Annotated in this window: 22 protein-coding genes; 11 read left to right on the top strand and 11 right to left on the bottom strand. The window is 52.5% G+C overall.

Features of this window, described 5'->3' with window-relative positions; genetic code table 11:
• The first annotated feature begins 67 nt into the window (after positions 1 to 67).
• The 3 genes from WC1_RS20910 (at position 68) to symE (ending at position 3842) form a co-directional block, all read left to right on the top strand.
• Complete coding sequence (locus tag WC1_RS20910) at positions 68 to 1537, top strand: N-6 DNA methylase (protein WP_016149501.1); 1470 nt, start codon at positions 68 to 70, stop codon at positions 1535 to 1537.
• Positions 1537 to 3282: a restriction endonuclease subunit S gene (locus WC1_RS20915; RefSeq protein WP_016149500.1), complete on the top strand. Its 1746-nt coding sequence runs from the start codon at positions 1537 to 1539 to the stop codon at positions 3280 to 3282. The genes WC1_RS20910 and WC1_RS20915 overlap by 1 nt, the downstream gene beginning before the upstream one ends.
• A 215-nt stretch (positions 3283 to 3497) precedes the next feature.
• The gene (symE, locus tag WC1_RS20920) at positions 3498 to 3842 is read left to right on the top strand and encodes an endoribonuclease SymE (protein WP_016149499.1); all 345 of its coding nucleotides are present in this window, start codon (positions 3498 to 3500) and stop codon (positions 3840 to 3842) included.
• Positions 3843 to 3941: 99 nt separating this feature from the next.
• Here symE and WC1_RS20925 read toward each other — a convergent pair whose 3' ends face one another.
• The 4 genes from WC1_RS20925 to WC1_RS23215 form a co-directional block, all read right to left on the bottom strand.
• A complete protein-coding gene (locus WC1_RS20925) occupies positions 3942 to 5006 on the bottom strand; it encodes a DUF2955 domain-containing protein (RefSeq protein WP_016149498.1) in 1065 nt (354 codons plus the stop codon).
• Positions 4996 to 6063 carry an HlyD family secretion protein gene (locus WC1_RS20930; protein ID WP_016149497.1) on the bottom strand — a complete coding sequence of 356 codons (1068 nt, stop codon included), beginning with the start codon at positions 6061 to 6063 and terminating at the stop codon, positions 4996 to 4998. The genes WC1_RS20925 and WC1_RS20930 overlap by 11 nt, the downstream gene beginning before the upstream one ends.
• Before the next feature lie 6 nt (positions 6064 to 6069).
• Positions 6070 to 6534, bottom strand: a complete 465-nt coding sequence (locus tag WC1_RS20935) for a MarR family winged helix-turn-helix transcriptional regulator (RefSeq protein ID WP_016149496.1) — start codon at positions 6532 to 6534, stop codon at positions 6070 to 6072.
• A gap of 145 nt (positions 6535 to 6679) precedes the next feature.
• A complete protein-coding gene (locus WC1_RS23215; protein WP_003019180.1) occupies positions 6680 to 6844 on the bottom strand; it encodes a DUF1127 domain-containing protein in 165 nt (54 codons plus the stop codon).
• A 177-nt stretch (positions 6845 to 7021) separates the two neighbouring features.
• Between WC1_RS23215 and WC1_RS20940 the strand changes: the two genes are divergently transcribed.
• Complete coding sequence (locus WC1_RS20940) at positions 7022 to 8434, top strand: aminotransferase-like domain-containing protein (RefSeq protein ID WP_016149495.1); 1413 nt, start codon at positions 7022 to 7024, stop codon at positions 8432 to 8434.
• Between the two features lie 51 nt (positions 8435 to 8485).
• On the opposite strand, the gene WC1_RS20945 is transcribed toward WC1_RS20940, so the two are convergent.
• Positions 8486 to 9460 carry an Rpn family recombination-promoting nuclease/putative transposase gene (locus WC1_RS20945; protein WP_016149494.1) on the bottom strand — a complete coding sequence of 325 codons (975 nt, stop codon included), beginning with the start codon at positions 9458 to 9460 and terminating at the stop codon, positions 8486 to 8488.
• 230 nt (positions 9461 to 9690) lie between these two features.
• Here WC1_RS20945 and WC1_RS20950 point away from each other — a divergent pair, with 230 nt between their 5' ends.
• The 3 genes from WC1_RS20950 (at position 9691) to mdtM (ending at position 12772) form a co-directional block, all read left to right on the top strand.
• Complete coding sequence (locus WC1_RS20950) at positions 9691 to 10506, top strand: AraC family transcriptional regulator (protein ID WP_003845600.1); 816 nt, start codon at positions 9691 to 9693, stop codon at positions 10504 to 10506.
• A 48-nt stretch (positions 10507 to 10554) separates the two neighbouring features.
• The gene (locus WC1_RS20955) at positions 10555 to 11205 is read left to right on the top strand and encodes a LysE family translocator (RefSeq protein ID WP_003845599.1); all 651 of its coding nucleotides are present in this window, start codon (positions 10555 to 10557) and stop codon (positions 11203 to 11205) included.
• 325 nt (positions 11206 to 11530) lie between these two features.
• Positions 11531 to 12772 carry a multidrug efflux MFS transporter MdtM gene (mdtM, locus tag WC1_RS20960; RefSeq protein WP_003845598.1) on the top strand — a complete coding sequence of 414 codons (1242 nt, stop codon included), beginning with the start codon at positions 11531 to 11533 and terminating at the stop codon, positions 12770 to 12772.
• 80 nt (positions 12773 to 12852) lie between these two features.
• Here the strand turns inward: mdtM and metC are convergent, their stop codons facing one another.
• Together metC and WC1_RS20970 are read right to left on the bottom strand one after the other, a co-directional pair.
• The gene (gene metC / locus WC1_RS20965; protein WP_003019195.1) at positions 12853 to 14043 is read right to left on the bottom strand and encodes a cystathionine beta-lyase; all 1191 of its coding nucleotides are present in this window, start codon (positions 14041 to 14043) and stop codon (positions 12853 to 12855) included.
• A gap of 30 nt (positions 14044 to 14073) precedes the next feature.
• Positions 14074 to 15306, bottom strand: a complete 1233-nt coding sequence (locus WC1_RS20970) for a dicarboxylate/amino acid:cation symporter (RefSeq protein ID WP_003019196.1) — start codon at positions 15304 to 15306, stop codon at positions 14074 to 14076.
• 219 nt (positions 15307 to 15525) lie between these two features.
• On the opposite strand from WC1_RS20970, the gene WC1_RS20975 reads away from it, so the two are divergent.
• The 4 genes from WC1_RS20975 to WC1_RS20990 all read left to right on the top strand — a co-directional run bounded on the left by WC1_RS20975 (position 15526) and on the right by WC1_RS20990 (position 19571).
• Entirely contained in the window at positions 15526 to 16452 is a 927-nt protein-coding gene (locus WC1_RS20975; protein WP_003845596.1) for a LysR family transcriptional regulator, read from the top strand.
• 75 nt (positions 16453 to 16527) lie between these two features.
• The gene (locus WC1_RS20980; RefSeq protein WP_003845594.1) at positions 16528 to 17808 is read left to right on the top strand and encodes a DUF445 domain-containing protein; all 1281 of its coding nucleotides are present in this window, start codon (positions 16528 to 16530) and stop codon (positions 17806 to 17808) included.
• Positions 17809 to 17821: 13 nt separating this feature from the next.
• Positions 17822 to 18286, top strand: a complete 465-nt coding sequence (locus tag WC1_RS20985) for a GNAT family N-acetyltransferase (protein WP_003845592.1) — start codon at positions 17822 to 17824, stop codon at positions 18284 to 18286.
• Between the two features lie 97 nt (positions 18287 to 18383).
• The gene (locus WC1_RS20990) at positions 18384 to 19571 is read left to right on the top strand and encodes an MFS transporter (RefSeq protein WP_003019203.1); all 1188 of its coding nucleotides are present in this window, start codon (positions 18384 to 18386) and stop codon (positions 19569 to 19571) included.
• A 384-nt stretch (positions 19572 to 19955) separates the two neighbouring features.
• On the opposite strand, the gene WC1_RS20995 is transcribed toward WC1_RS20990, so the two are convergent.
• The 4 genes from WC1_RS20995 to WC1_RS21010 form a co-directional block, all read right to left on the bottom strand.
• Positions 19956 to 20963 carry a porin gene (locus WC1_RS20995; RefSeq protein ID WP_008322158.1) on the bottom strand — a complete coding sequence of 336 codons (1008 nt, stop codon included), beginning with the start codon at positions 20961 to 20963 and terminating at the stop codon, positions 19956 to 19958.
• 191 nt (positions 20964 to 21154) lie between these two features.
• Complete coding sequence (locus WC1_RS21000) at positions 21155 to 21358, bottom strand: hypothetical protein (RefSeq protein WP_008322159.1); 204 nt, start codon at positions 21356 to 21358, stop codon at positions 21155 to 21157.
• A 648-nt stretch (positions 21359 to 22006) separates the two neighbouring features.
• Positions 22007 to 22780: a Uxu operon transcriptional regulator gene (gene uxuR / locus WC1_RS21005; protein ID WP_003033268.1), complete on the bottom strand. Its 774-nt coding sequence runs from the start codon at positions 22778 to 22780 to the stop codon at positions 22007 to 22009.
• A gap of 132 nt (positions 22781 to 22912) precedes the next feature.
• Positions 22913 to 24388, bottom strand: a complete 1476-nt coding sequence (locus tag WC1_RS21010) for a fructuronate reductase (protein ID WP_003837172.1) — start codon at positions 24386 to 24388, stop codon at positions 22913 to 22915.
• Positions 24389 to 24406 lie beyond the last annotated feature (18 nt).

The raw sequence follows: 24406 nt of genomic DNA, 5'->3' as shown, positions 1-24406 counted from the left end.
CCTTTTGCGCCTTCTGCTGCCATCGCGTAGCAGAAGGCCTTATTGTTAATGAAACATGGAACACATCATGTCAATCAGCTCAGTTATCAAGTCATTACAGGACATTATGCGCAAAGACGCCGGCGTGGACGGCGATGCGCAGCGCCTCGGCCAGCTCTCCTGGCTGCTGTTTCTGAAAATCTTTGACGCCCAGGAAGAGGCGCTGGAACTGGAGCAGGATAACTACCAGTACCCTATTCCGCAGCGCTACCTGTGGCGCACCTGGGCGGCGAACGCCGAAGGCATTACCGGTGATTCCCTGCTGGAGTTCGTCAACGACGACCTGTTCCCGGCGCTGAAAAACCTCACCGCGCCTATCGATAAGAACCCGCGCGGCTTTGTGGTCAGACAGGCGTTCAGCGATGCCTATAACTACATGAAAAACGGCACCCTGCTGCGTCAGGTGATCAACAAGCTCAACGAAATCGACTTCACCAGCGCCAGCGAACGCCACCTGTTCGGCGACATTTATGAACAGATCCTCAAAGATCTGCAATCGGCGGGCAATGCCGGTGAATTCTATACCCCGCGCGCCGTCACCCGCTTTATGGTCGATCGCGTCGATCCGAAACTCGGCGAGTCGATTATGGACCCGGCCTGCGGCACCGGCGGCTTCCTCGCCTGCGCGTTCGATCACGTAAAAAACAAATACGTGCAGAGTGTGGCCGATCACCAGACGCTGCAACAGCAGATCCACGGCGTGGAGAAAAAGCAGCTCCCGCACCTGCTGGCGACCACCAATATGCTGCTGCACGGCATTGAAGTGCCGGTGCAAATTCGTCACGACAACACCCTCAACAAGCCGCTGTCGTCGTGGGATGAACAGCTGGATGTGATCGTTACCAACCCGCCGTTCGGCGGCACCGAAGAAGACGGCATCGAGAAGAACTTCCCGGCAGAAATGCAGACCCGCGAAACGGCGGACTTGTTCCTGCAACTGATTATTGAAGTGCTGGCGAAAAACGGCCGCGCGGCGGTGGTGCTGCCGGACGGCACGCTGTTTGGCGAAGGCGTGAAAACCAAGATTAAAAAGCTGCTCACCGAGGAGTGCAACCTGCACACCATCGTGCGTCTGCCGAACGGCGTGTTTAACCCGTACACCGGGATCAAAACCAACCTGCTGTTCTTTACCAAAGGCCAGCCGACCCAAGACATCTGGTTCTACGAGCACCCGTACCCGGCGGGCGTGAAGAACTACAGCAAAACCAAGCCGATGAAGTTTGAAGAATTTCAGGCCGAGATCGACTGGTGGGGCAACGAGGCCGACGGCTTCGCCAGCCGCGTCGAGAACGAACAGGCGTGGAAGGTCAGCATCGACGAGGTGATTGCCCGCAATTTTAACCTCGATATCAAGAACCCGCACCAGGCGGAAACCGTCAGCCACGACCCGGACGAACTGCTGGCGCAATATGCCAAACAGCAGGAAGAAATCCAGAGTCTGCGCCACCAGCTGCGCGATATCCTCGGCGCGGCGCTCTCCGGTAAGGAGGCCAACTGATGGCGGTGGAAAAACTGATTGTCGACCATATCGATACCTGGACCACGGCGCAGCAAACCCGATCCACGGCCGGGCGCGGCAGCTCGGGTAAGATCGACCTGTACGGTATTAAGAAGCTGCGCGAGCTGATTCTGGAACTGGCGGTGCGCGGCAAGCTGGTGCCGCAGGATCCGAACGATGAACCGGCGTCAGAGTTACTGAAGCGCATTGCGGCGGAAAAGGCCGAGCTGGTGAAGCAGGGGAAGATTAAAAAGCCCAAGCCGCTGCCGGAGATTAGCGAGGAGGAGAAACCATTTGAGCTACCGGAGGGGTGGGAGTGGGTACAGATTAGTGAAATTGGTCATGATTGGGGACAAAAAACACCTGATGAAGATTTCACTTACATTGATGTCGGCTCAATAAATAAAGAGTATGGCATTATTGAAGAGCCATCTATTCTTTCAGCGAAAGATGCACCATCCCGAGCAAGAAAAATCGTTCAAAAAGGAACCGTTATATATTCAACTGTCCGCCCATATTTATTGAATATAGCGATCATTGAGAACGTCTTCTCCCCAGAGCCGATCGCTAGCACAGCCTTTGCCATTATTCATCCTTACACCGCGATGAATGCTAATTTCATATACTATTATCTACGTTCTCCTGTATTTATTAATTATGTTGAAAGTTGTCAGACAGGAGTTGCCTATCCGGCAATCAATGACAAGCAGTTCTTTTCTGGGATAATCGCAGTTCCTCCGTCATCCGAACAGGTCCGCATAACTAAAAAAATCAAAGAACTCATGTCCCTCTGTGACCAGTTGGAACAGCACTCCCTGACCAGCCTGGACGCCCATCAACAGCTGGTTGACACCCTGCTAACCACGCTAACCGGCAGCCAGAACGCCGATGAACTGGCCGAAAACTGGGCGCGTATCAGCGAGCATTTCGACGCGCTGTTTACCACCGAAGCCAGTATTGACGCCTTAAAACAGACCATTCTGCAACTGGCGGTGATGGGCAAACTGGTGCCGCAGGATCCGAACGATGAACCTGTAGAAAAATTGCTCTCCCGTGCAAAATCTCATCAACAAAAACGTATCGAAAATAAAGAGATTCAAAAAAATAAAAAAATTGATGGAGTTCCTTATCCTGATATACAAATTCCAAAAACCTCATCATTCATCTTGTTAAATGAGCTGGCATTCATTACTAAGTTGGCAGGGTTTGAATATACTAACTACTTTTCTCTAGAAGATGCTGGCGAGGTTCCCGTTGTGAGGGCCCAGAATGTAAAAGCATTCAACCTGAAAAAAGACAATATTAAATTCATATCATATGATGTGTCAAAAAAATTAAATAGAAGTGCATTGTCAACCGAATGTCTTTTAATGACTTTTATTGGAGCAGGGATAGGTGACACTTGCATTTTTGAAGAAAACAAAAGATGGCATCTTGCTCCGAACGTAGCAAAAATAGAACCTTTCTCCGATATCGACAGCCATTATTTAAACATATATCTAAATAGTTTAACTGGCCGTAATGAGATATTTAAATCGTTAAAAGCTACCGCGCAACCAAGTTTATCAATGAGTACTATCCGTGAAATAATGGTTATACTTCCACCATTGCAAGAACAGAAAAGAATAGTAAAAAAAACAAATGAGTTATTAGCCCTATGCGATAAAGTAAATCATTATATCCAATCCGCCCAACAAACCCAGCTCCACCTGGCCGACGCCCTCACCGACGCCGCCATAAATTAACCCGCCCCTATAAACCAATAAAGCGGCTAAATAGCCGCTTTATTCCCATCACCAGAAATAATCCATCCCCGCATCCACACCCTTATTTTCATTCATTTTCAGCTGGACTTTCCTTCTATTCCCTGATGATATGTACAGGTATTTAACGCAAGACGCCCGTGCTGCAACACGAGCGCCTCGCTAATCACAATCACTATTCTCGGAGAATAGCCATCATGACTACCCCGCATTCTATTGCAGAATTCACCGATCCAGAAGTCTCCCCGGCAAATAACCGCGCCGCCACCGTCAGTTATGCGAGTCGTTATCCGGATTACACGCATGTTCCGGCAATTATTATGAAAGGCCAGTGGCTGGAAGCTGCCGGTTTTACCACCGGAACCCCATTCGATGTCAGAGTGATGCCAGGCTGCATTGTACTGACGGCAAAACTGCCGGAGCCGGAAGAACCGGCGTTATTGCAGTCGCTGCGTCGGGTGTGCAAGCTGTCCGCGCGTAAGCAACAGCAGGTACAGGAGTTTATCGACGTGATTTCGGCGAAGTCGCTCAGGCAGAAATAACCGCCCTGATGCCCGGTGGCGCTACGCTTACCGGGCCTGGAAATTCCGCTTCCCGTAGGCCGGATAAGGCGCAGCCGCCATCCGGCACTCACCTTCCACTCACTCGGTGATCACAAATCGTGTCGCCGCAAAGCAGTTCAAAACGCGGTGCACCAGAAATACCATCGTTAACGTGGCCAGCAGCGCGACGGTAACGGAGGTGATGCGGTAGAGATCGCTGAACACCAGGTCCTGATCCGGATGCAGGTTCTGGCCGAACATAATGCCGATGGTGGTGATACTGGCAAAACCCACGCCCGCACCGACTTTTTCCATCACGTGCAGGCGGGCGCTGAACGCCAGTCCAAGGCCAATCAGCGGCATCATCAGCAGCATATGATTGCTGAAATCATACACCAGCAGTTGCACCAGCAGAATGTACAGACAAGCCAGCACCACACCGACCACGCGCCAGAGAGAGCTCAACACCGCGCCGCGATAATGCATCGGAAACAGGATCAAAATCCCCGCCATCAGCGCCGACAGCGAATCGCTCAAGTCACAAATCTGAAAGACCACAAAAATCATTGTCGCCACCGAACCGGAGAGCAGCGACTCGTGGCGCACCCGGGCGTCATCTTTCTCAATGCGCGGCGGCGGCTGGCGGGGTTCCACGTCCGGGATCAGATAATGCAGCAACGCGCTTAGCGCCACCGCCATGACGCAGGCTTCCATATTGGAGAACATCAGCGTATGCCAGTTGGTGGTGGGATAGCTCATAAAGTTGAGCATCGTGCTCTGGCACACCACGCCCATTGAGCCGAACAGAAACAGCGGTCCTTTGCTCATCAAACGAAAACGCACCACGTACAGGCCAAATACCACCAGCGTCATAATCAGCGGCCATTGTGAGAGATAGCCGACAATCAGTACCATTTCGACGCAGTTCACTGCCGCGCTGAACACAAACTGTTTGGCCACATGGCGGTTGAACACCGGTACCAGCGACAGCAGCATCAGCGGATAAACCACAAAGAACACGCCGTACTGCACGTTATAAAAGGTCGAGATACTCAGCGCGATTGTCCCGGCAACCGAGATACGCAGGGTCTGGCGAAAATCATTGGCGGTGTAGACAATATTCCCGTGCGGCGTAAAGACGTGAGCCAGGGTGTTAATAGACATAATGCAGCCAGCTAACGAGATGGATCTGCGCTCCGGCAAAGGTGCGGGCGAACATCCCTTCGCTGTTATACAACTGCACTGTGGCGCGTGCCCCGGTCGGCAACGGCGTGTCGAGCGGTTCGTTCAGCGCGACGTGAATACGCATACGCTGGGCGTCGCGCACCCAGCGGGTAGACTGTTCCGGTTGCGACAACTGGCCATTAACCTGCTCCTGACCCGCCAGAATACCGGCATCGCTGCTGGTGACGCGGGCAGAGAAAACCTTGCCCGGCATGGCGTCGAACACTACGGCGGCATCGGTATCCACCCGAGTGTGGCGCAGGCTTTTCTCGCGAAAGTCGGCCACGATATCGGTCTGGTGGCTGACCAGCGCCAGTAGCGGCGTGGCGGCGGTGGCATAAAGTCCGGGACTAAGCTGGAGATTGCTCACCGTACCGTCGGTCTGGGCATATACTTTGCTCCAGCCGAGGTTCAGTTGCGCCTCTTCCAGCGCGTTACGGTATTTTTGCAGCGTCACGTTGCGGTTTTCATCGCGCTCGCCGCGTTGGATCAGCAGGTTCTGAATACTGGCATTGAGCGCCGACACCGACTGCTCGCTGGTTTGCCAGGCGGTGCGCACCTTGTCGAGATCGGCTTGCGACACGTTCTGCATGGCGCTCAGGCGCTGATAGCGTTCAAAGGTGGTCTTGTCGTTCCGGGCGTTAAATTGCGCGGTGCGCAGGTTGGCACGCACAGAGGCGATCTGCGCATCCAGCTGTTGGTTGCTCAGCTTTGCCTGCTCAAGGGCGATTTGCGTAGCCTCGACCTTATTGATAAATGGCGTCGGATCCAGTTCGTACAGCAAGTCGCCCTTTTTCACCTGGCTATTGTTATGTACATGCACCTGCGAGACGTAGCCGGATACGCGTGAGGAAACAGGCGTTACTACACGCATCACCGTGGAGTCCGGTGTTAGCGGGATCCAGATATCGGCAACGATAAACCAGGCGAATATTACCAGGAAAGCGGCAATACTCACCCTTACCCAACGGGCAAATTTTTGTTCTGGGGTCATCATAGTTTTTTAGTGTTGATTGTCTTCTTCGCGGATTGTCCGCAAATTGCAGGCAAGTTGATTTAAGGTCGAGCTGAAGGCGGCAAGCTCCGCTTCGGGGATGGTACACGTGACGCGATATTGGTAGTTCTCAATCACCCGGTTTAGTTCTTCCAGCCTTGCGCGGCCTTGCTCGGTCAGCGTGAGCAGGCGAATGCGTTTGTCATAAGGCGATGTGGAACGCAACAGATAGCCGTGCTTTTCCAGCTGTGAGAGAGTGCGCATCAGCGGCGGCAGTTCAATACCCTGCACCTCCGCCAGTTCACTGACCGAGACGTTGTCTCCCAGTTGATACAGCTGCATCAGTACCGTCCAGCTTGACTGCGTCAGGCCAGTGTCGGTAATGGCTGCATCAATAATGGCCCGCCACTGGCGCACCACCATTGCCATGCGCATCCCCATCGGACGGCGGGCAAACAGTTCATCTTCAGTCATGTATCCTTCCCCTCATCGCTGAGAAGAAAATAATACTTATCAGGGTAAGTATCAAGAAACACTGCATTCAGAAGCATGAATTGATAAATCTCATGAATACAAAAGAGGCCGGGCGATAACCCCAGCCTCTGTCGATGAAAGAAAATCACTCCACCTGATCGCGTCGCAGTCCGACGTCCCGCAGCCGCTCGTCGCTCATCTGTTGCAATAGGCGCCGCGTTTGCGCTCGCAGCCGCCACGCCTTGTATGCCCGCCAGATCAGTACAAACCCAATAAACGGCTGTTTTGCTTTATTCTCGTGAAATTCCATACCTTGCCTCCCCGCCTTGCCAGAGGCTTTATCTTCACGGATTTGGCCCAAAACAATACAGACTCACAAAGTACTTTTATTTAACATACAGATTGGTTAAAAAGAGTTCTGCATCGCTTTTTTCACGCCAATCTGTACCGGTTTGTTAATCTGTATGGTACCCATGAGGGATACAGCATGACGCGTTACCAACATCTGGCCAATCTGCTGGCCGAACGCATTGAGCAAGGTCTGTATCGCCATGGCGAAAAACTGCCTTCGGTACGCAGCCTGAGCCAGGAGCACGGGGTCAGCATCAGCACCGTCCAGCAGGCATATCAGACGCTGGAACAACTACGGCTGATCACGCCGCAGCCGCGTTCCGGTTATTTTGTCGCACCACAAAAAGCACAGCCGCCGGTGCCGCTGATGTCGCGCCCGGTCCAACGTCCAGTCGAGATAACCCAGTGGGATCAGGTGCTGGACATGCTTGCAGGTCATGCAGACAAATCGATAATCCCTTTTAGCAGTGGCGTGCCCGATATCAATCAACCCAGCCTGAAGCCGCTCTGGCGCGAGCTAAGTCGCGTGGCGCAGCATAATCTCAAGGCGGTTCTGGGCTACGATGAATTACCAGGCTGTCGCGAATTGCGTCAACAGATTGCCCGGCTCATGCTGGACGGAGGTTCGGTCATCAATGCGGATGATATTGTGATCACCAGCGGGAGTCAGAGCGGGATGTCACTGGCGCTGCTGGCAGTCTGCCAGCCAGGAGATATCGTCGCCGTAGAATCGCCCGCCTATTACGGCACGATGCAGTTGCTACGCGGATTAGGGATCAAAGTTATAGAGATCCCAACCGATCCGGATACAGGGATCAGCATTGAAGCGCTGGAACTGGCGCTGGATCAGTGGCCGATTAAAGGGGTGATTCTGGTTCCTAACTGCAATAATCCCCTCGGATTTATTATGCCGGATGCACGTAAGCGGGCGGTCCTCGCCCTCGCCCAGCAGCACGATATTGTTATTTTTGAAGATGATGTGTACGGAGAGCTTGCCACGGAATATCCCCGTCCGCGCACAATACACTCCTGGGACAGCGATGGTCGGGTGCTACTGTGCAGTTCATTTACCAAATCCGTGGCGCCGGGGCTGCGCGTCGGTTGGGTTATTCCCGGTCGTTATCACGATAAATTTCTGCATATGAAATATGCCGTCATCGGCACTAACGTTCCTGTTACGCAGCTGGCGGCCGCCGCTTTCGTGCGTGAGGGGCATTATCATCGGCATGTTCGCCGTATGCGTCAGATCTACCAGCGGAATATGGAGATCTACACCTGTTGGGTACGGGAATACTTCCCCTGCGGGATCTGCGTCACCCGACCGAAAGGCGGCTTTATGCTGTGGGTCGAGCTGCCGCACCAGGTCGATATGGTCTGTGTCGCTAAGCAGCTCTGTCGCCTCAAAATCCAGGTTGCGCCGGGTTCGCTGTTCTCCGCATCAGGAAAGTATCGCAACTGCGTACGCATCAACTGCGCGTTGCCGCCAAACGAGAAGCATCGGGAAGTGATGCAAAAACTCGGGGAAGCGGTAAAGGTGGCGATAGAGTAAATCAGACCACTCGGTGCTACCGGGCTGGCGATTGCACGGTTTAGGTCATTTCTAATGGCTTACGCCCTGAATATCTTCAACGGAAAGTCGGGTAATTTTTTGCACCGTGCTGAGATCAGTACCGTCGACCAGCATGGTGCGGGCAATGCGCAACGCCTCAGTACGTCGCCCCTCGATTAGACCTTCTTGTTTACCTTCCTGCTTACCTTCCTGCTTACCTTTTTGCTGGCCCTCTTGCAGACCCTCAAGCCACCCTTTTTGAAATCCAGCCTCATGCAATCTGTCTGCGATCGTCATTAAATGCTCCTTATGCTGCGGTGAACGTTCAGCAACCCCACGAATAAACTCACTGAAGCGAGGTGCATCGCCAGTTTGCAAAATATAATTAAACAGCGTCTTTATCTGGCTGTCATTAGTCACTCCAGTAAGTAGCAAGGAAACAATTTGCTCAACAAGCCCCATAAGATCGCGCTGACGGATATGTTTTTGGATTAACTCCAACAGCGCCATGCGTCGATGCTGCACAATTTCGTCATCTGGAATAACCGTAATATCCACCAGCGGAAACGCCGCAGCATACACCTGGCGTGCCAGCTTCGGGTTGGCAAACTCGTCCAGCCAACATAGCGAATAAGGGTACGGACTTTTAGCGCCGTGATAGAACAGCATCGGCACCACCAGCGGCAACTGCTGATGTCCGGCATCCAGATGTTTCTGCATGGCCGCAACTGCATAGCGCATCAGTCTGAATGCCATATGCGCATCCGGCGTGCTTTGGTGTTCAATCACCACATAAATATATCCATTCCCTTCTGTCGTATTCACCGACCACAGCACATCGGAATAGTACGCACGTAAATTCTCTTCGATAAAACTGTCTGACTCGAGTTTCAGCGTCTGAAGATCGCAAAGTTCGCGTAGCGAGGCAGGAAGATGTATTTGCAGAAAATCCCGTGCAGTCTCAGGGTGACGTAAAAATGTTTTAAAAACCGCATCATGCGGTGTGGAAGTCGGCGCTTTGTTCATGGCGATCCGTCACCTGGAAATAAGATGCCATGACTGTAGCGCCGCAAAGCCACACCCTCACCTGCAACTTTCTCTGTTTGCGAGACGATTTCCGGGATAAAAACGTCCCTATGTAACGTCTGCATTTGTCTGGAACCCGTCACGCAGAATCGCTATCTCAATGCACATACCCACTTTTTCACCACTCGGCCTGTGCTATAACGAATCATTACTTTCAGGGAGGACGCGATGTGACGCACACCCGGGATATTCCACAATCGTTCTGGCGTGATGAACAGCTCCCGTGGCTGGAACTGCGCAGCACCTGGCAAAGCCTGCAGGCCTATAAGCGGCATCACCACTCTCAGCTCTCGATTGGGGCAATTCTCGAGGGGGAAACGTGCTGCCTGTGCGATGGCAAGGAATACCATCTGCAGGTGGGCGATCTGATTGTGATCCCGCCGCTGGCACCTCACAGCTGTAATCCTGTTAACGGACAGTTTCGCAGCTATCACATGCTTTATCTTGATGCCCGGTGGTGCCTTGCCCATCTGCCTGCGCAGAACAACAATCAGCGGCTTTGCACGCGCGATCGTGTTATCCGCGATCGGCAATTGTTCCAGCACTATGTAAACCTCGTGGCACTTATGCAGCAACGGCAAACGACGCGGGTAACGGATGCCGCACAAGCATTGCTACGTTCGCTGCCATTGCAATCGGTAGCACCGGAAAACCTAAGCGCCGCCAGCCAGTATCTGCGCGAACGGTTGCAGTCCAACCTGCAGGCTCCGCCCTCACTCGATGAGCTGGCACATGAGTGTCACATGCGTAAAGAAACGCTGATCCGTACCTTTAAGCAGGACACCGGGCTGACGCCAGGAAGTTATCTGAACATCATACGGATTGACTATGCCCGCCAGCGGCTGCGGGCCGGGGACGAAATTGCCGATGTCGGCTATCAGAGCGGGTTTGCCGACCAGAGCCATTTCCATCGCACCTTTGTTCGCTACACCGCCGCCACACCGCGCCAGTACGCGTTGGGGCGATCAATATCAGACAATAATTAGCGCTGCGTCAGGCGTACGGTGATCTCAGATTCATTGTCTGAGGTCGCTATGTCGCTGCTTTCTGTACTTTTTCCGTCTGCTTTTCCCGCGCTGGCGCTGGCACATTTTGTCGCACTACTCAGCCCCGGTCCGGACTTCTTTTTACTGGTCGGTTATGCCGTACGATACCGGATGCGCGGCAGCACCGGGCTGTGCGTGGGTATCGCCGTCGGCAACGGGCTGTATATCCTGCTGGCAATTATCGGTTGGGGGATCCTGCGCCAGCTTCCCCTGCTGTTTACCATTATTGAGCTGCTGGGCGCGCTCTATTTATTGTGGATAGGCAGCCTGCTAATACGCAGTCGCCCGCAAACTCTGACCGGAGCAGATGCCCGGTCTACCTGTCCAGGATTTGGTAAACAGCTGCTGCTGGGATTGGGTTCGTCACTGCTTAACCCAAAAAATGCACTGTTCTATCTGGCGCTAATGACCGCCCTGCTCGGCCCGTCGGTGACGCTGCTACAACAAACCATGAGCGGGATCTGGATGACCAGCGTGGTGCTGTGCTGGGATCTGCTGATCGTGATGTTCATCGGTTTACCGCAGATCCAGAGGCGGTTAACCAGAGGGATCCTGTGGGTAGAGCGTATCGCTGGCGGTGTATTGATTATCTTCGGCTGTGCTATCGCGCTGCGGTTTTTGCAGAGCATCGTAGTCTGATTTGCGGTGCGATTTTCTACACATAAACAGGATAAACTCGTTTAATTAATATCCAATCCGCATTACACTGCGGATGGTTATTACCCGTTCAACTTACTCTTCCTGAGGTGCGATGTGCTGATTGTTACCTGTAATCGTTACGTTTTCTGACCCCGCGTTAGTGAGCGTTTCTCCTGTTTGCGCTTCACGCAGGCAGCGTTTTTGATTACATGAAATTCAGTACATTTGCAGTCTGCTTTTATTCTGTCATCGGCCTGACGTCTCAAAGACGGTATTGAATTTCGCTATTCCCGTTGAGGGTTTTCTCCCGACAAGGAGCTGTTTTATGCAACGGATTCTCGCGTTTTTCTCCCAACGCGCTACGACGCTATTTTTTCCTATTGCGTTGATTTTGTATGATTTCGCCGCCTATCTGTCGACGGACTTGATTCAGCCCGGCATCATTAATGTCGTACGCGATTTCAACGCCGACGTCAGCCTGGCGCCCGCTGCGGTGAGCCTCTATCTGGCAGGCGGCATGGCGCTGCAATGGCTGCTGGGGCCGCTTTCCGACCGGATTGGCCGTCGACCCGTGCTGATTGCGGGGGCGTTAATCTTTACCCTCGCCTGCGCTGCCACGCTGTTTACTACTTCAATGACGCAATTTCTGATCGCCCGATTTGTGCAGGGCACCAGCATTTGCTTTATCGCGACCGTTGGCTATGTCACGGTACAGGAGGCGTTTGGGCAAACGAAGGCCATTAAGTTAATGGCGATAATCACTTCCATTGTGTTGGTTGCACCGGTTATCGGCCCGCTCTCCGGAGCGGCGCTAATGCACTTTGTGCACTGGAAGTTTCTGTTTGCTATTATCGCCGTCATGGGGCTTATCGCCCTGATTGGGCTAGCGTTAGCCATGCCAGAAACCGTCCAGCGCGGCACGGTGCCGTTTAGCGCGCGTGGCGTACTGCGCGATTTTCGCGACGTTTTCCGCAACCGGGTATTCCTGTTTGGCGCAGCCACGCTATCGCTAAGCTATATCCCGATGATGAGCTGGGTGGCGGTCTCGCCGGTGATCCTGATTGATGCGGGCGGCATGACCACATCACAGTTTGCCTGGGCACAGGCCCCGGTGTTTGGCGCAGTGATCGTCGCCAATATGGTGGTGGTTCGTTTCGTGAAAGATCCGACCCGACCACGCTTTATCTGGCGGGCCGCACCTATACAGCTGAGCGGGCTGGCGGTGCTGATTGTCGGCAATTTACTGTGGCCACACGTCTGGCTGTGGTCGGTGCTGGGGACCAGCCTGTATGCGTTTGGCATTGGGATGATCTTCCCAACGTTATTCCGCTTTACGCTGTTTTCCAACAACTTACCGAAGGGTACGGTTTCCGCATCGTTAAATATGGTGATCCTGACGGTGATGGCGGTTTCTGTCGAAATTGGACGCTGGCTATGGTTTAACGGTGGCAGGATTTCGTTTCATCTGCTGGCGGTTGCGGCGGGGCTCGCTGTCGTGTTCACGCTGGCAGGCTTACTCAAACGGGTACGCCAACATGAGGCAACGACGTTAGTCACTGAAAACTAACCTGCCCGCTTATCCGGCCTACGACAACTATGTAGGCCGGATAAGGCGCTTGCGCCGCATCCGGCTACGCTCACATCACCTTACGCAATGCGTGCAAATCCCGCTTCGAGATCGGCAATCAGGTCGCCAATATCCTCCAGGCCAATATGCACCCTGACCAGCGTGCCGCTGAAATCCACCTCTCCAGCCGGGCGGATGCTGTTCAGCTCTTCCGGCTGGTTCGCCAGAATGAGCGACTCAAATCCACCCCACGAATAGGCCATATGGAACAGCGAGAAATTATCGAGGAAATTCGCCATCTGTTCGTCGGTCAGTCTCTTTTTCAGCACAAATGAGAACAGGCCTGAGCTTCCGGTAAAATCACGCTGAAAATACTCATGGCCCGGACATTCCGGTAACGCCGGATGGTTCACCCGCGCCACTTCCGGTCTTGCCGACAGCCAGCGAGCAATATGGATACTGCTCTCCTGATGCTGCTTAAGGCGTACCGCCAGGGTACGCAATCCGCGGCTGCCGTTGTAGGCGGTATCGGCATCCAGCGTTTGCCCCATCAGATAGGAGTTCTCGCGCAGACGATCCCAACAACGGGCGTTAGACACCGCCGTGCCCAGCATGCCGTCCGAATGACCGATGGTGTACTTCGTTCCCGCCTGAATGGAAATATCCACGCCATAATCCAGCGCTTTGAACAGCACGCCCGCCGCCCAGGTGTTGTCGATCATAATGACAATCTCCGGATTCACCGCGCGGATAGCCTTCACCATCCCCGGCACATCCTGGACTTCCATGGTGATAGAACTTGGTGACTCAAGGAATACAACCTTCGTTTCCGGACGCAGAAGATCGACGATACCTGCACCAATCAGCGGATCGTAATACGTTGTTTCCACATTGAATTTACTCAGGATCTTATTGCAAAAATCCTGGGTTGGCTCGTAGGCCGCGCCGGTCATCAGGATATGATCGCCACCCTGAACAAACGCCAGAATCGCGTTGGTCACCGCCGCAGCACCACATGGGTACAGCGCGCAGCCAACGCCACCTTCCAGTTCGCTCATTGCCTTCTGGAAGGCAAAGTGGGTATAGGTTCCGCGACGACCGTAAAACAGCTCACCGTTTGCGCGATTGGCGGTGGCAAATTTCTTGTCCTTCACGGTATCAAATACCAGTGAAGAGGCACGTTGGATAACCGGATTCACCGCTCCCTGGGTGTAGCGTTTGTCACGACCAGCAACAACCAGTTGCGTCTCAAGCTTCATTGCGTCTTTCATAACATCTCCTGTTCTTAATCCGTGTGAAACCTATACCACCGCAGCAGTAGAGTTTATTTCAGTGTTGGTCTGCTTTTTTCCAGCGAACCGTTCAACAATCTGCGCCGCATTCAAATCATGGATAACGTTAATCAGTGTGGCCGGCGCATCGGTAATGGTGCCCAGCACCACCAGCATCGGGATTGCTTCCATCGGCAGGCCCAGCGTGGTAACGATAAAGATTTCACCGAGGAACGCCCCGCCCGGCACGCCACCAACGATAATGGCGGAGAGCACCGCAATCAGCATCGTCAGGAAGAAGGTTTCGGTGGTGAATTCCATACCCAGCACGGAATAGATAAAGACGATTTTCAGCGCGGCAATCATCGCCACACCGCCTTTGTTCAGGTTAACCAGCAGTGGAATGGAAACATCAACGATTTCCGGGTTAATCCCCATCGCCTTACCGGCACGCAGCGTCACCGGGAGCGTCCCCAGCGAAGAGCAGGTCCCCAGCGCAGTTGCAGACGGTTCAATCGCGTTACGCCAGAAGGCTTTGACCGCCGGAATACCGCCGCCAATATACGAATAGAGAATCGAGCCAAAAACAAAATAGACCAGCGTGGCAACCATAAACAGGCCAATGGCGCGGGCAAAGGTTAACAGTAGTGCAGAGTCCTGACTGGCCATGGTGGCGGCGAAGTAGCAGCCCAGACCAATCGGCGCGACCTTCATAATGATCGAAACGATCTTCATGATCACGGTATTGGCGTCTTCCAGCAGCGACGCAATGCGTTTACCGGCCTGATCCGACTGGCCAATCGCCACACCGGCGATGATCGCCATTACGATCAGTGCCAGAATATTGGACTTAGAGAACAGCCCAATAAAGTCGCTGGTGGTGATCATGCTGACAAAATCCATCTTGCCGCTGCCCGCCTGCACCGACTGCGAGAGATCGATAGTGACGCCCTGCGCCGGGTTATACCAGAGCGCCAGCGCGACGATCCCTGCCGCCGGAATAAAGGCCATCGCGATCGAAACAATAAAGATAATCGCCATAATACGCCCCAACCTTTTTAGGTCGGTCATACTGGCGATCGAAGACATGACGCTGATCCCCACCAGCGGCACAATAATCATAAATAACAGGTTTAAGAATATCTGACCTATTGGCTGGAGTTTACTTGCAAACGATGGGGCATAAATACCTAATAAGCCGCCAATCACCAGAGCAACTAATAAAATAATCGACGATCTGTAGGGTTCGAGTCGTGACCACATAATCGGTACCTTTAGAATAATAATTAATGAGATTAAATTCACAATGTGATGAGTTTCCGTTTCGCCTCCTTTTAATTTGTGACGTAACTCACCTAAGTTGTTATTTTTTCATTTTGCCAGCAAGTTGTTTCCTGTGATTCAATAGTTGCATGTTTAAAAGGCGAATGTAACGGCCTATTCGTACCATTTTTGCAAATCACTTGTGAATTAAAGGAAATTATGAGTACGCCGATTTCACTCAAGCATCTGGAGTTTTTTACTAAAATCGTCGACTGCGGAGGATTGTCAGAAGCCGCGGCGCAGCTCAACGTCTCGCCGTCTGCGGTCAGCAAAAGCCTGGCAGCGATGGAAGATACGTTAGGCACGACATTAATTAAACGCACCACCCGCAGTATTACCCTGACCGACGCCGGGCAATATCTCTTCAACCGCGCTAATAAGCTGTTAAAAGAGTTCGATGAAACGCTGAATACCACCTCCGGTTATTACCACAGCCCGCAGGGTGAATTACGCATAACCTGCTCAATTGCGTTTGGTTATTCCCGGCTGGTGAACCTGGTGGATAAATACCGCTCCCAGTTCCCGGATGTGAATCTGTATATCGATCTCAACGATAACTTCGTCAATCTGAACGAAACGGATTTCGACATTGCCCTGCGAATTTCCACCGCGCCGCCGCAAAACTATGCGATGCGCAAGCTGGTGCCCGTTCGCTGGGCGTACTGTGCCTCACCCGGCTACCTCGCCAAAAAAGGCATGCCCCAGCGTCGCAGCGATCTGGTAGATCATGATTGCCTGGTTTACCCGGGCCTCACGCCGGTACTGAAGGTGGCAGATGAACAGGATCGACTGCATCAGTTGAAACTACATATGCCGATCCAGGCCAACAGCAGCCTGGTGCTGTTGAAGTCGGTGTTAGAAGATCAGGGGGTGGCATATTTGCCCACTTATTTGATTGGCGATCATATTCAAAAAGAGGAGATCACGCCGCTGATGCTCGACGGCACCATCACCTGTGAAACTCATGCCCTGTATGCGCTGTACTTTCCCAGCAAGTACAGCAATCCGAAGGTGCGATCGTTTATCGATTTTCTGGTCGCAGAACTTGGTCCCTTACCGGCGTGGGATAACTGGATCCCGGAGTAAACCCAGCCCACCTGAAAATGGGAGGCGCACCACATTTTTTGCGCGATCCCCCCGTCTGGCTCTATCCTTAAGCCTATGAATAAAATTGCTGAACTCAAACGTGCCAAGCGACTGGCGCTCTCTCTGCTGCTGATCGCTGCCGCGACCTTCGTCATCACGCTATTTCTGCCACCTAACTTCTGGGTACTCGGGATCAAAGCGATTGCCGAAGCGGCGATGGTCGGCGCGCTGGCGGACTGGTTTGCCGTGGTGGCGCTTTTTCGCCGGGTACCGATCCCGTTTATCTCGCAACACACGGCTATTATCCCGCGCAATAAGGATCGGATCGGCGAAAATCTTGGTCAGTTTGTACAAGAGAAATTCCTCGATACCCAGTCGCTGATAGCCCTGATCCGCCGCCATGAACCGGCGTTGTTGATCGGCAACTGGTTCAGCCAGCCGGAAAACGCCCAGCGCATCGGCCAGCATCTGTTGCAGATCATGAGCGGTTTTCTCGAACTGACCGACGACTCGCGCATTCAGCGGCTGATCAAGCGGGCGGTGCACAAGGCTATCGACAAGGTCGATCTCTCCGGAACCAGCGCGCTGATGCTGGAAAGCATGACCAAAAACAATCGCCATCAGGTGCTGCTCGATACGCTGATCGCCCAACTGATCACCCTGCTCCAGCGCGACAGCTCGCGAGCGTTTATCGCCAGACAAGTAGTGCACTGGCTGGAAACCGAACATCCGCTGAAAGCAAAGATCCTGCCAACCGAATGGCTGGGCGAGCACAGCGCCGAGCTGGTGTCTGATGCCGTTAACTCCTTGCTGGATGACATCAGCCACGATCGCGCGCATCAGATCCGCCATGCCTTCGATCGCGCTACATTTAAGCTCATCGATAAGCTCAAACACGATCCGGAGATGGCCGCGCGGGCCGAAAGCATGAAAAGCTATCTGAAGGAAGATGAAGCCTTCAACCGTTATCTTGGCGAGCTGTGGGCAGACCTGCGTCAGTGGGTGAAAACTGACATTAACGCAGATGATTCCCGCGTGAAGCAGCGCATCGCCAGCGCCGGCCAGTGGTTCGGCGAAACGCTGGTAGCCGACAGCGCCCTGCGTGCCTCACTAAATGGGCATCTGGAGCAGGCCGCGCATAAGGTAGCGCCAGAGTTCGCCACCTTCCTGACGCGCCATATTAGCGACACGGTGAAAAGTTGGGATGCACGCGATATGTCGCAGCAAATTGAGTTAAACATCGGTAAAGATTTGCAGTTTATTCGCGTCAACGGCACGTTGGTTGGCGGTTCAATCGGGCTGGTGTTATATCTGTTGTCGCAAATTCCGTCCCTGCTGACGCTGGCGAATTTTTAAGGAGAAAGATTCAATGACGATGAACATCCGCATTTTTTCCCTGCGCGAAACACCTGAAAAGCTGCACGAGATCACCGCTTACTTTCAGCAGCAATGGGCCTCAGAAGACTCCATGGCGGTATACGAGGATGCATTGCGCCGTTGTATTGGCGCAAAGAATCCGCTACCGCAGTGGTACTGGCTACAGGATGGTGGCAGCATTGTTGGCTGTGCTGGATTGATCACCAATGATTTTATTAGTCGCGGCGAACTGTGGCCGTGGCTATGCGCGCTCTATATCGATCCTCGCTATCGTGGTCACGGTTTGGCGTTTCGCCTGATCGAACATATTGCACAGCAGGCCAGACAGCTGGGTTTTACGCAGCTCCATCTGTGTACTGACCTGGAAGGTTTATACGAGAAAGCAGGGTTTTACTTTAACGGGCCGGGCTATCATCCGTGGGGGGAAGTCTCGCGGGTCTACAGCCGAAACCTTTGATGGCATTCAGCGTTACGCGGTTTTATTTTTACTTTTCATTATCATTTACGCATGTAATATAACAATCATCAACTAACAGCGCGAAATGAGAGTCCGTATGTCCCAGGGAAGCCCAGATTCAAATCGCCACGCCATCAGTGTCGCGCTCTTTGGCATGCTGGTCTTAACGCTGGGCATGGGGATTGGACGCTTTCTGTATACGCCAATGCTGCCGGTGCTGCTGTCGGAAGGTCAATTTACGTTTGACCAACTCTCGTGGATTGCCAGCGCCAACTACGCCGGGTATCTGGCGGGAAGCCTGCTCTTCTCCTTTGGGCTCTTTCATCTCCCCTCACGCTTACGTCCGATGTTGCTAACGTCCGCGCTCGCTACCGCAGGGCTGATTCTGGCGATGGCCAGCTTAACGCAGCCCGCGCTGGTGATGCTGATCCGCTTTCTGGCGGGCGTCGCCAGTGCCGGTATGATGATCTTTGGCTCGATGATCGTTCTGCATCATACCCGGCATCCCTTTGTGATCGCGGCGTTGTTCTCCGGCGTTGGCGCAGGCATTTTGCTGGGCAATGAATATGTCATTAGCGGTCTGCATTTTGCGCTGTCCTCGCACACGCTCTGGCTGGGCGCGGCGGCAGCCTCGGCTCTATTCTTTGTGCTACTGGTTATACTCCTGCCATCTCGCGACCACGTGCTCCCCGCCGCGGCCCCGGTAAAAACAGAGCATCAGCCTATGTCCTGGTGGCTGCTGGCGCTGCTGTACGGGCTGGCCGGATTTGGCTACATCATTGTCGCCACCTACCTGCCGCTAATGGCGAAAAGTGCCGGCTCGCCGCTGTTGACTGCCCATCTCTGGTCGCTGGTCGGCATATCGATAATTCCGGGGTGTTTCGCCTGGCTGTGGGCCGCCCGACGCTGGGGAGTATTGCAATGCCTGACGGCGAATTTGCTGATTCAAAGCGCCTGCGTGCTCATGACGCTCGCCAGCGGCTCTTTGCCGCTGCTGGTGATAAGCAGCATGGGTTTTGGCGCAACGTTTATGGGAACCACTTCACTGGTGATGCCGCTTGCCCGACAACTTAGCGTACCGCGCAATATTAATCTGCTGGGCCTGGTCACTCTGACTTACGGCATTGGGCAAATACTTGGTCCGCTATTAACCAGCCTGCTGGGAAGCGGCGCACTGGCGATCGTTAACGCCACGGTGTGCGGCGCCGTCGCGTTGTTTATTGCGGCACTTATCAGCCTCACGCAATTATACAAACAGCGTTTCGCCTCGCCAAAAAGGGTATAACCGGCAACCTTCTAAAGAAGGTATATTCGGATTAGTCCGCAATTAAATGTCAACATTTAATAAACCGCAAATAATCGGTAATTACCCACCAGACAATTTATAATTCCCGTCCGTTCATTTATAAACTCAATTTAAAATGCGTAAAAATGGACATATTAATTCAACATCAACACTATCTTCGGGAAAATACATGTCGTGCTTTAAAAGAATATTACTGGGGTTGTTTATTATCTTCCTGTTATCAACAACATTTTTATGGCAATGGGCATCTGACAATGGCTGTTTAGCGGTGTACAACAGGAAGAGAGTCAGCCGGTTTAAACGCCGGCAGATATAAAAAAAGGCGTCTTAACCAGGACGCCTTTTTCATACCAGAACAAAAAGTTAGAACTGATAGGTCAGACCCGCAGCAACCTGGTTATCGCTGTCTTTACCATCGAGCAGGTTAATTTTATAACCTACATCAGCCACGATGTTTTTGTTGAAGTAGTAGTCTGTACCCAGCGCGACGTATTCGGTCAGGTCATTATTGTTGTTATCACGCGCGTGGACGTAAGCCACGTTTGGACGCAGACCAAAATCAAACACATACGCGGCCATCGCTTCAAAGTGCTCAGCTTTGTCCGCATCCTGAATCAGGTTGTGGGACTCTCCGTACATAGTCGCTACATAGATAGCATTAGCATCATATTTCAGACCCGCGCCCCAGAACTCTGCGTTTTCGCCATTCCAACCTTTTTGTTTCTGCTGAGCAGTCACAGAACTGTTGGTATAGGCCGCAATTGCAGATATGCCAGAATCCGCAATGTTGTCATAACCCAGGGAGAAGCCGTAGCCATTGCCGTGTTGTTTCGTCGGATCCTTATTGGTATCGTCCTGACCCTGATATTGCGCGCCAACATTCAGACCATCAACGGCACCGAACAGATTTTTGGTGCGAAGTGTTGCAACGCCAGAAGTGCGTGTAGTAAGGAAGCGGTCAGTATTTTCAAAGGAGTCACCGCCGAACTCTGAGAGAGTATCAGTATAAGCTCCCACATCGTAAGCGATACCATAGTTACGACCATAGTCAAAACTGACGTCATGACCATAATCCAGGCCAGCAAACGCCAGACGTGTATTAACGCCATTCTGCGAACCTTCTGCTTTAGCGGCATCAAACTGACTTTCAAATTGCCCGTAACCGGTCAGTTGATCGTTGATTTGCGTCTCACCGCGAAAACCCAGACGTGCGTAGGTTTCATCAGCATTAGTACCATCAGTCCAGGAATGGGCTGCTTTTACTTTGCCGTAGAGATCCAGCTTGTTGCCATCTTTATTATAAATTTCCGCTGCATGAACGGAGGTTACCCCTAATGCCATTACAGCTAATGCCACTACTGACTTTTTCATGTTATTACTCACTTTTAATTGTGAATTTGGCTATCAACTTTGTTATGCAGGCAGAATACCTGCATAAAAAAGTCCCCTATGGATTAAGGGGCAATACCAATAACACACCAAAAAAATACCAATGAAGGTAATAATGAAGTGGCAAGACATAATTCATTTTTGGATTTTCAATCAAAACCGGACAGCGATAATTACTCGAGACTTTCACTCTCATTAACTGAGCGATGCAACATTAATGCTTCAGCAATAATATCTTGTTTACTTTTACGGGTTTCAAATGCCAGCGTTCGCACATATTCCCACAAAGAGGTATCGACACGGGCACTTAAAAGAACCATATCTTTTGATCGGGTCCCTCTGGGTTTTCGAATATCGGGATAGTCTCGAGATGGCATTTTCAACTCCTGAACGTAATAACACGCTTATGGCGATGAAATATGCAGTTAGTGTAAAAACATGTCAACGGTAAAATACCGTCATAATAGTAATGAAAGTGTTAATAAACCAATGAAGAATGGAACGATATTTCAAATGAAAGATAACTTGTTTATGGAATAATGTGTAATGTTAACTTTACGCATATTGGCTTTTATTCATTTGATTAAAAAAACATGAGGAATTTACATTAGACATATCACAACTCAAAACATCATTATGACCAATAAGTTACGCACCGTTATTAATGTCTACATTTACGCGAACCGCTTGTTTTTATGTGTAGTTATGCCGGTATACCTTATCCTGATTACTGCAGAGATCGCGTTGATTCTCACTTAACCCAGACCCATTTTGTCTAAAAATAAGCACGGAAAGGTAAAAATAAGGTAAACGACACATTTTTTCGCATGCGAAAATAAGTTGTTTTTAATTGATTTAAATCAATTTGCACCGCACAAAGGGGACGAAAAAATGTTCATCCGAGGCGATGGAAACAATTTTTTACGTGACTTTCAGAACGTGAAAAGCGGCCCTGCCGGGCAATGAATGAGGATGCGGAAAACGCGGTGCGGGCCGCAATAGCCCGCGTATGAGAGGAAGGGAAATCAGGCGTTAACTTTATCCAGCGGCCAGGAATCAAACAGATAACCATCAAAATCAATGTCATCGACATTTGAAAACTCCAGCAGACGCTGTTTGACGTTTTCCAGATGCTGCCACATGGCCAGCTTGGCTGCGCGGGCATCTTTTTTGATTAATGCAGCCAGGATCTGTTTATGGTCGCCCATCCACTCTTTCCGGTAGTGGGTATCGTCGAGGTGGCTATGGAGCTGGATCCACATCGGGTTGTTCTCACGCCACTGCCATGACTGGCGAAACAGCTCCACCAGCATGCTGTTATGCGTGGCTTCAGCTATGGCGAGATGGAACTGCATGTCGCCGCTTTCAGAACCGTTCGGCTCGCTGGAAGCCAGCTCCCGCTCTTCCAGTTGCAACGCCTGGCGCATTTTGACGATATCTTCGCGGGTAGCCTGCAGCGCGGCAAATTCGGCAATGTTGCTTTCCAGCAGCTGTCGCGCCTGCAACAGTTCAAACGGGCCCGCATCATTGCAATGATTTGCATCCGTACTGTCGATAGTCTGCGCATCCGCATTGTCGAGCACGTAGATCCCGGCCCCGCGGCGCACGTCCACCAGGCCTTTAATTTCCAGCATGATTAACGCTTCGCGAACCACCGTGCGAGTGACATTGAGCATCTCGGCAATTTCACGCTCTGGCGGCAAGCGTTCACCGGGCTGGTACGGCGTCTGGACAATCAGATCGCGGATCATGGCACCCACTTCCTGGTAGGGTCTTTGCTGAGAAGTGTTCGATTTCATCGTGTTATGTCCGTCAGATGCGTGTAATCAGATACGGGGAATAGGTATCGAACTATAGCATTTGCGGGAAGGCAAAAACAGAAAACGGGTCAACCAAACCAATATTTTGATTGACCCGTCATAGTTCGGAGGTTATGCGTCAGCGCTTAATGCCGCAACGCACTCACGTGCGCCGTGTTCACATAGCTGTTGATACGTCGCGATAATGGTCTCCACAAAGCCAGCGTTTTCCGCCAGGTCATGACCAAAAATGCCAGACAGCCCCAGCAGCGCCGTCACGCGCTCGGCGCCCTGGTACTGTTGGTTAATGTGCTGGAATTCAGCCAGCATAGGGTCGACAACATCAATGGCCTGCCCTTGCTCATCCACACCGTGGGTGTAGCGCATCCAGCCCGCCACGCCCAGCGCCAGGTGACGCCAGCCGCTGGCATTTTGCAGGTGCAGACGCACCGGATCCAGCAGGCGCTGCGGCAGTTTCTGGCTGCCGTCCATCGCAATCTGCCAGGTACGGTGGCGCAGAGACGGGTTGCTGAAACGCTCGATCAGCAGTGTCGCGTAGGCGTTGAGATCGGTGCCTTCCGGCATCGAGAGCGTCGGCGCCTGCTCCTGCATCATCAGCGCAAACGCTGCTTTACGGTACGCCGGATTGGTCATGGTATCGGCGATGGTTTCATAGCCGCCGAGATAGCCCAGATACGCAAGGAAAGAGTGGCTGCCGTTGAGCATGCGCAGTTTCATCATTTCAAACGGCACCACGTCGGCCACGAACTGTGCGCCAACCTTGTCCCAGTCAGGACGACCGTTGACAAAATTGTCTTCAATTACCCACTGACGGAACGGTTCACAGGCGATAGCACACGGATCGTAAACACCCAACTGGTCGGCAATCTCCTGCAACGTTTCCGGTGTCGCCGCCGGAACAATGCGGTCGACCATAGTGCACGGGAAAGTCGCATTAGCTTCAATCCACTGCGCCAGCTGCGGGTCGCGCGCCTGCGCCAGCCCCAGTACTGCGACTTTCGCCACATGCCCATTTTCACGCACGTTATCGCAGGACATCACGGTAAAAGCCGCCAGCCCCTGCTCACGGCGCAGGTACAGCGCTTGTACGATGTAACCAATCGCCGATTTCGGCGCGGTCGGATTCGCCAGATCGTGTTTAATCAGCGGGTTATTAAGATCTAACTGACCGCTGGCCGCATCGGTGCAGTAGCCTTTTTCGGTGACCGTCAGCGAAACAATTGCCGTCTGCGGGCGCGCCATCGCCTGTAAAATACCGTCACAGCCGTCAAGATCCGGGTGCAGCGCTTCTTTCATTGACCCGATCACTTTCAGCACGGTGTTGTCCGCGCCTTTTTCCGCCACGGTATACAGCAGTTGCTGCTTGCGCAGATTTTCAATCAGTACGCAGTCGTTACCCGGCATCAGGTTAACTTCACAGATCCCCCAGTCGCTGTCAGTGGTTTCCAGCAAATGATGGGTGTACAGCGCCTGATGTGCGCGGTGAAAAGCGCCACATCCCAGGTGAACAATGCGGGATTGCAGGCGCGAGCGGTCCCATGCAGGGCGCGCAACCGGCAGGTCGCTATTGGCAATTGTCGTTGTCATCGTGAACTCCAGAACCCG

Origin of the sequence: Citrobacter sp. KTE30 (genome assembly GCF_000398825.1) — a bacterium.
Classification (GTDB): domain Bacteria; phylum Pseudomonadota; class Gammaproteobacteria; order Enterobacterales; family Enterobacteriaceae; genus Citrobacter; species Citrobacter freundii.
Note: the sequence above shows the minus strand (reverse complement) of the source record. Positions and strands in the feature narration are given on the sequence as shown.

Excerpts from the sequence above, each read along its gene's own strand:
- WC1_RS20910 (WP_016149501.1), top strand. The coding sequence starts at position 68 with ATGTCAATCAGCTCAGTTATCAAGTCATTACAGGACATTATGCGCAAA.
- WC1_RS20915 (WP_016149500.1), top strand. The coding sequence starts at position 1,537 with ATGGCGGTGGAAAAACTGATTGTCGACCATATCGATACCTGGACCACG.
- symE (WP_016149499.1), top strand. The coding sequence starts at position 3,498 with ATGACTACCCCGCATTCTATTGCAGAATTCACCGATCCAGAAGTCTCC.
- WC1_RS20925 (WP_016149498.1), bottom strand. The coding sequence starts at position 5,006 with ATGTCTATTAACACCCTGGCTCACGTCTTTACGCCGCACGGGAATATT.
- WC1_RS20930 (WP_016149497.1), bottom strand. The coding sequence starts at position 6,063 with ATGATGACCCCAGAACAAAAATTTGCCCGTTGGGTAAGGGTGAGTATT.
- WC1_RS20935 (WP_016149496.1), bottom strand. The coding sequence starts at position 6,534 with ATGACTGAAGATGAACTGTTTGCCCGCCGTCCGATGGGGATGCGCATG.
- WC1_RS23215 (WP_003019180.1), bottom strand. The coding sequence starts at position 6,844 with ATGGAATTTCACGAGAATAAAGCAAAACAGCCGTTTATTGGGTTTGTA.
- WC1_RS20940 (WP_016149495.1), top strand. The coding sequence starts at position 7,022 with ATGACGCGTTACCAACATCTGGCCAATCTGCTGGCCGAACGCATTGAG.
- WC1_RS20945 (WP_016149494.1), bottom strand. The coding sequence starts at position 9,460 with ATGAACAAAGCGCCGACTTCCACACCGCATGATGCGGTTTTTAAAACA.
- WC1_RS20955 (WP_003845599.1), top strand. The coding sequence starts at position 10,555 with ATGTCGCTGCTTTCTGTACTTTTTCCGTCTGCTTTTCCCGCGCTGGCG.
- mdtM (WP_003845598.1), top strand. The coding sequence starts at position 11,531 with ATGCAACGGATTCTCGCGTTTTTCTCCCAACGCGCTACGACGCTATTT.
- metC (WP_003019195.1), bottom strand. The coding sequence starts at position 14,043 with ATGAAAGACGCAATGAAGCTTGAGACGCAACTGGTTGTTGCTGGTCGT.
- WC1_RS20970 (WP_003019196.1), bottom strand. The coding sequence starts at position 15,306 with ATGTGGTCACGACTCGAACCCTACAGATCGTCGATTATTTTATTAGTT.
- WC1_RS20975 (WP_003845596.1), top strand. The coding sequence starts at position 15,526 with ATGAGTACGCCGATTTCACTCAAGCATCTGGAGTTTTTTACTAAAATC.
- WC1_RS20980 (WP_003845594.1), top strand. The coding sequence starts at position 16,528 with ATGAATAAAATTGCTGAACTCAAACGTGCCAAGCGACTGGCGCTCTCT.
- WC1_RS20985 (WP_003845592.1), top strand. The coding sequence starts at position 17,822 with ATGACGATGAACATCCGCATTTTTTCCCTGCGCGAAACACCTGAAAAG.
- WC1_RS20990 (WP_003019203.1), top strand. The coding sequence starts at position 18,384 with ATGTCCCAGGGAAGCCCAGATTCAAATCGCCACGCCATCAGTGTCGCG.
- WC1_RS20995 (WP_008322158.1), bottom strand. The coding sequence starts at position 20,963 with ATGAAAAAGTCAGTAGTGGCATTAGCTGTAATGGCATTAGGGGTAACC.
- WC1_RS21000 (WP_008322159.1), bottom strand. The coding sequence starts at position 21,358 with ATGCCATCTCGAGACTATCCCGATATTCGAAAACCCAGAGGGACCCGA.
- uxuR (WP_003033268.1), bottom strand. The coding sequence starts at position 22,780 with ATGAAATCGAACACTTCTCAGCAAAGACCCTACCAGGAAGTGGGTGCC.
- WC1_RS21010 (WP_003837172.1), bottom strand. The coding sequence starts at position 24,388 with ATGACAACGACAATTGCCAATAGCGACCTGCCGGTTGCGCGCCCTGCA.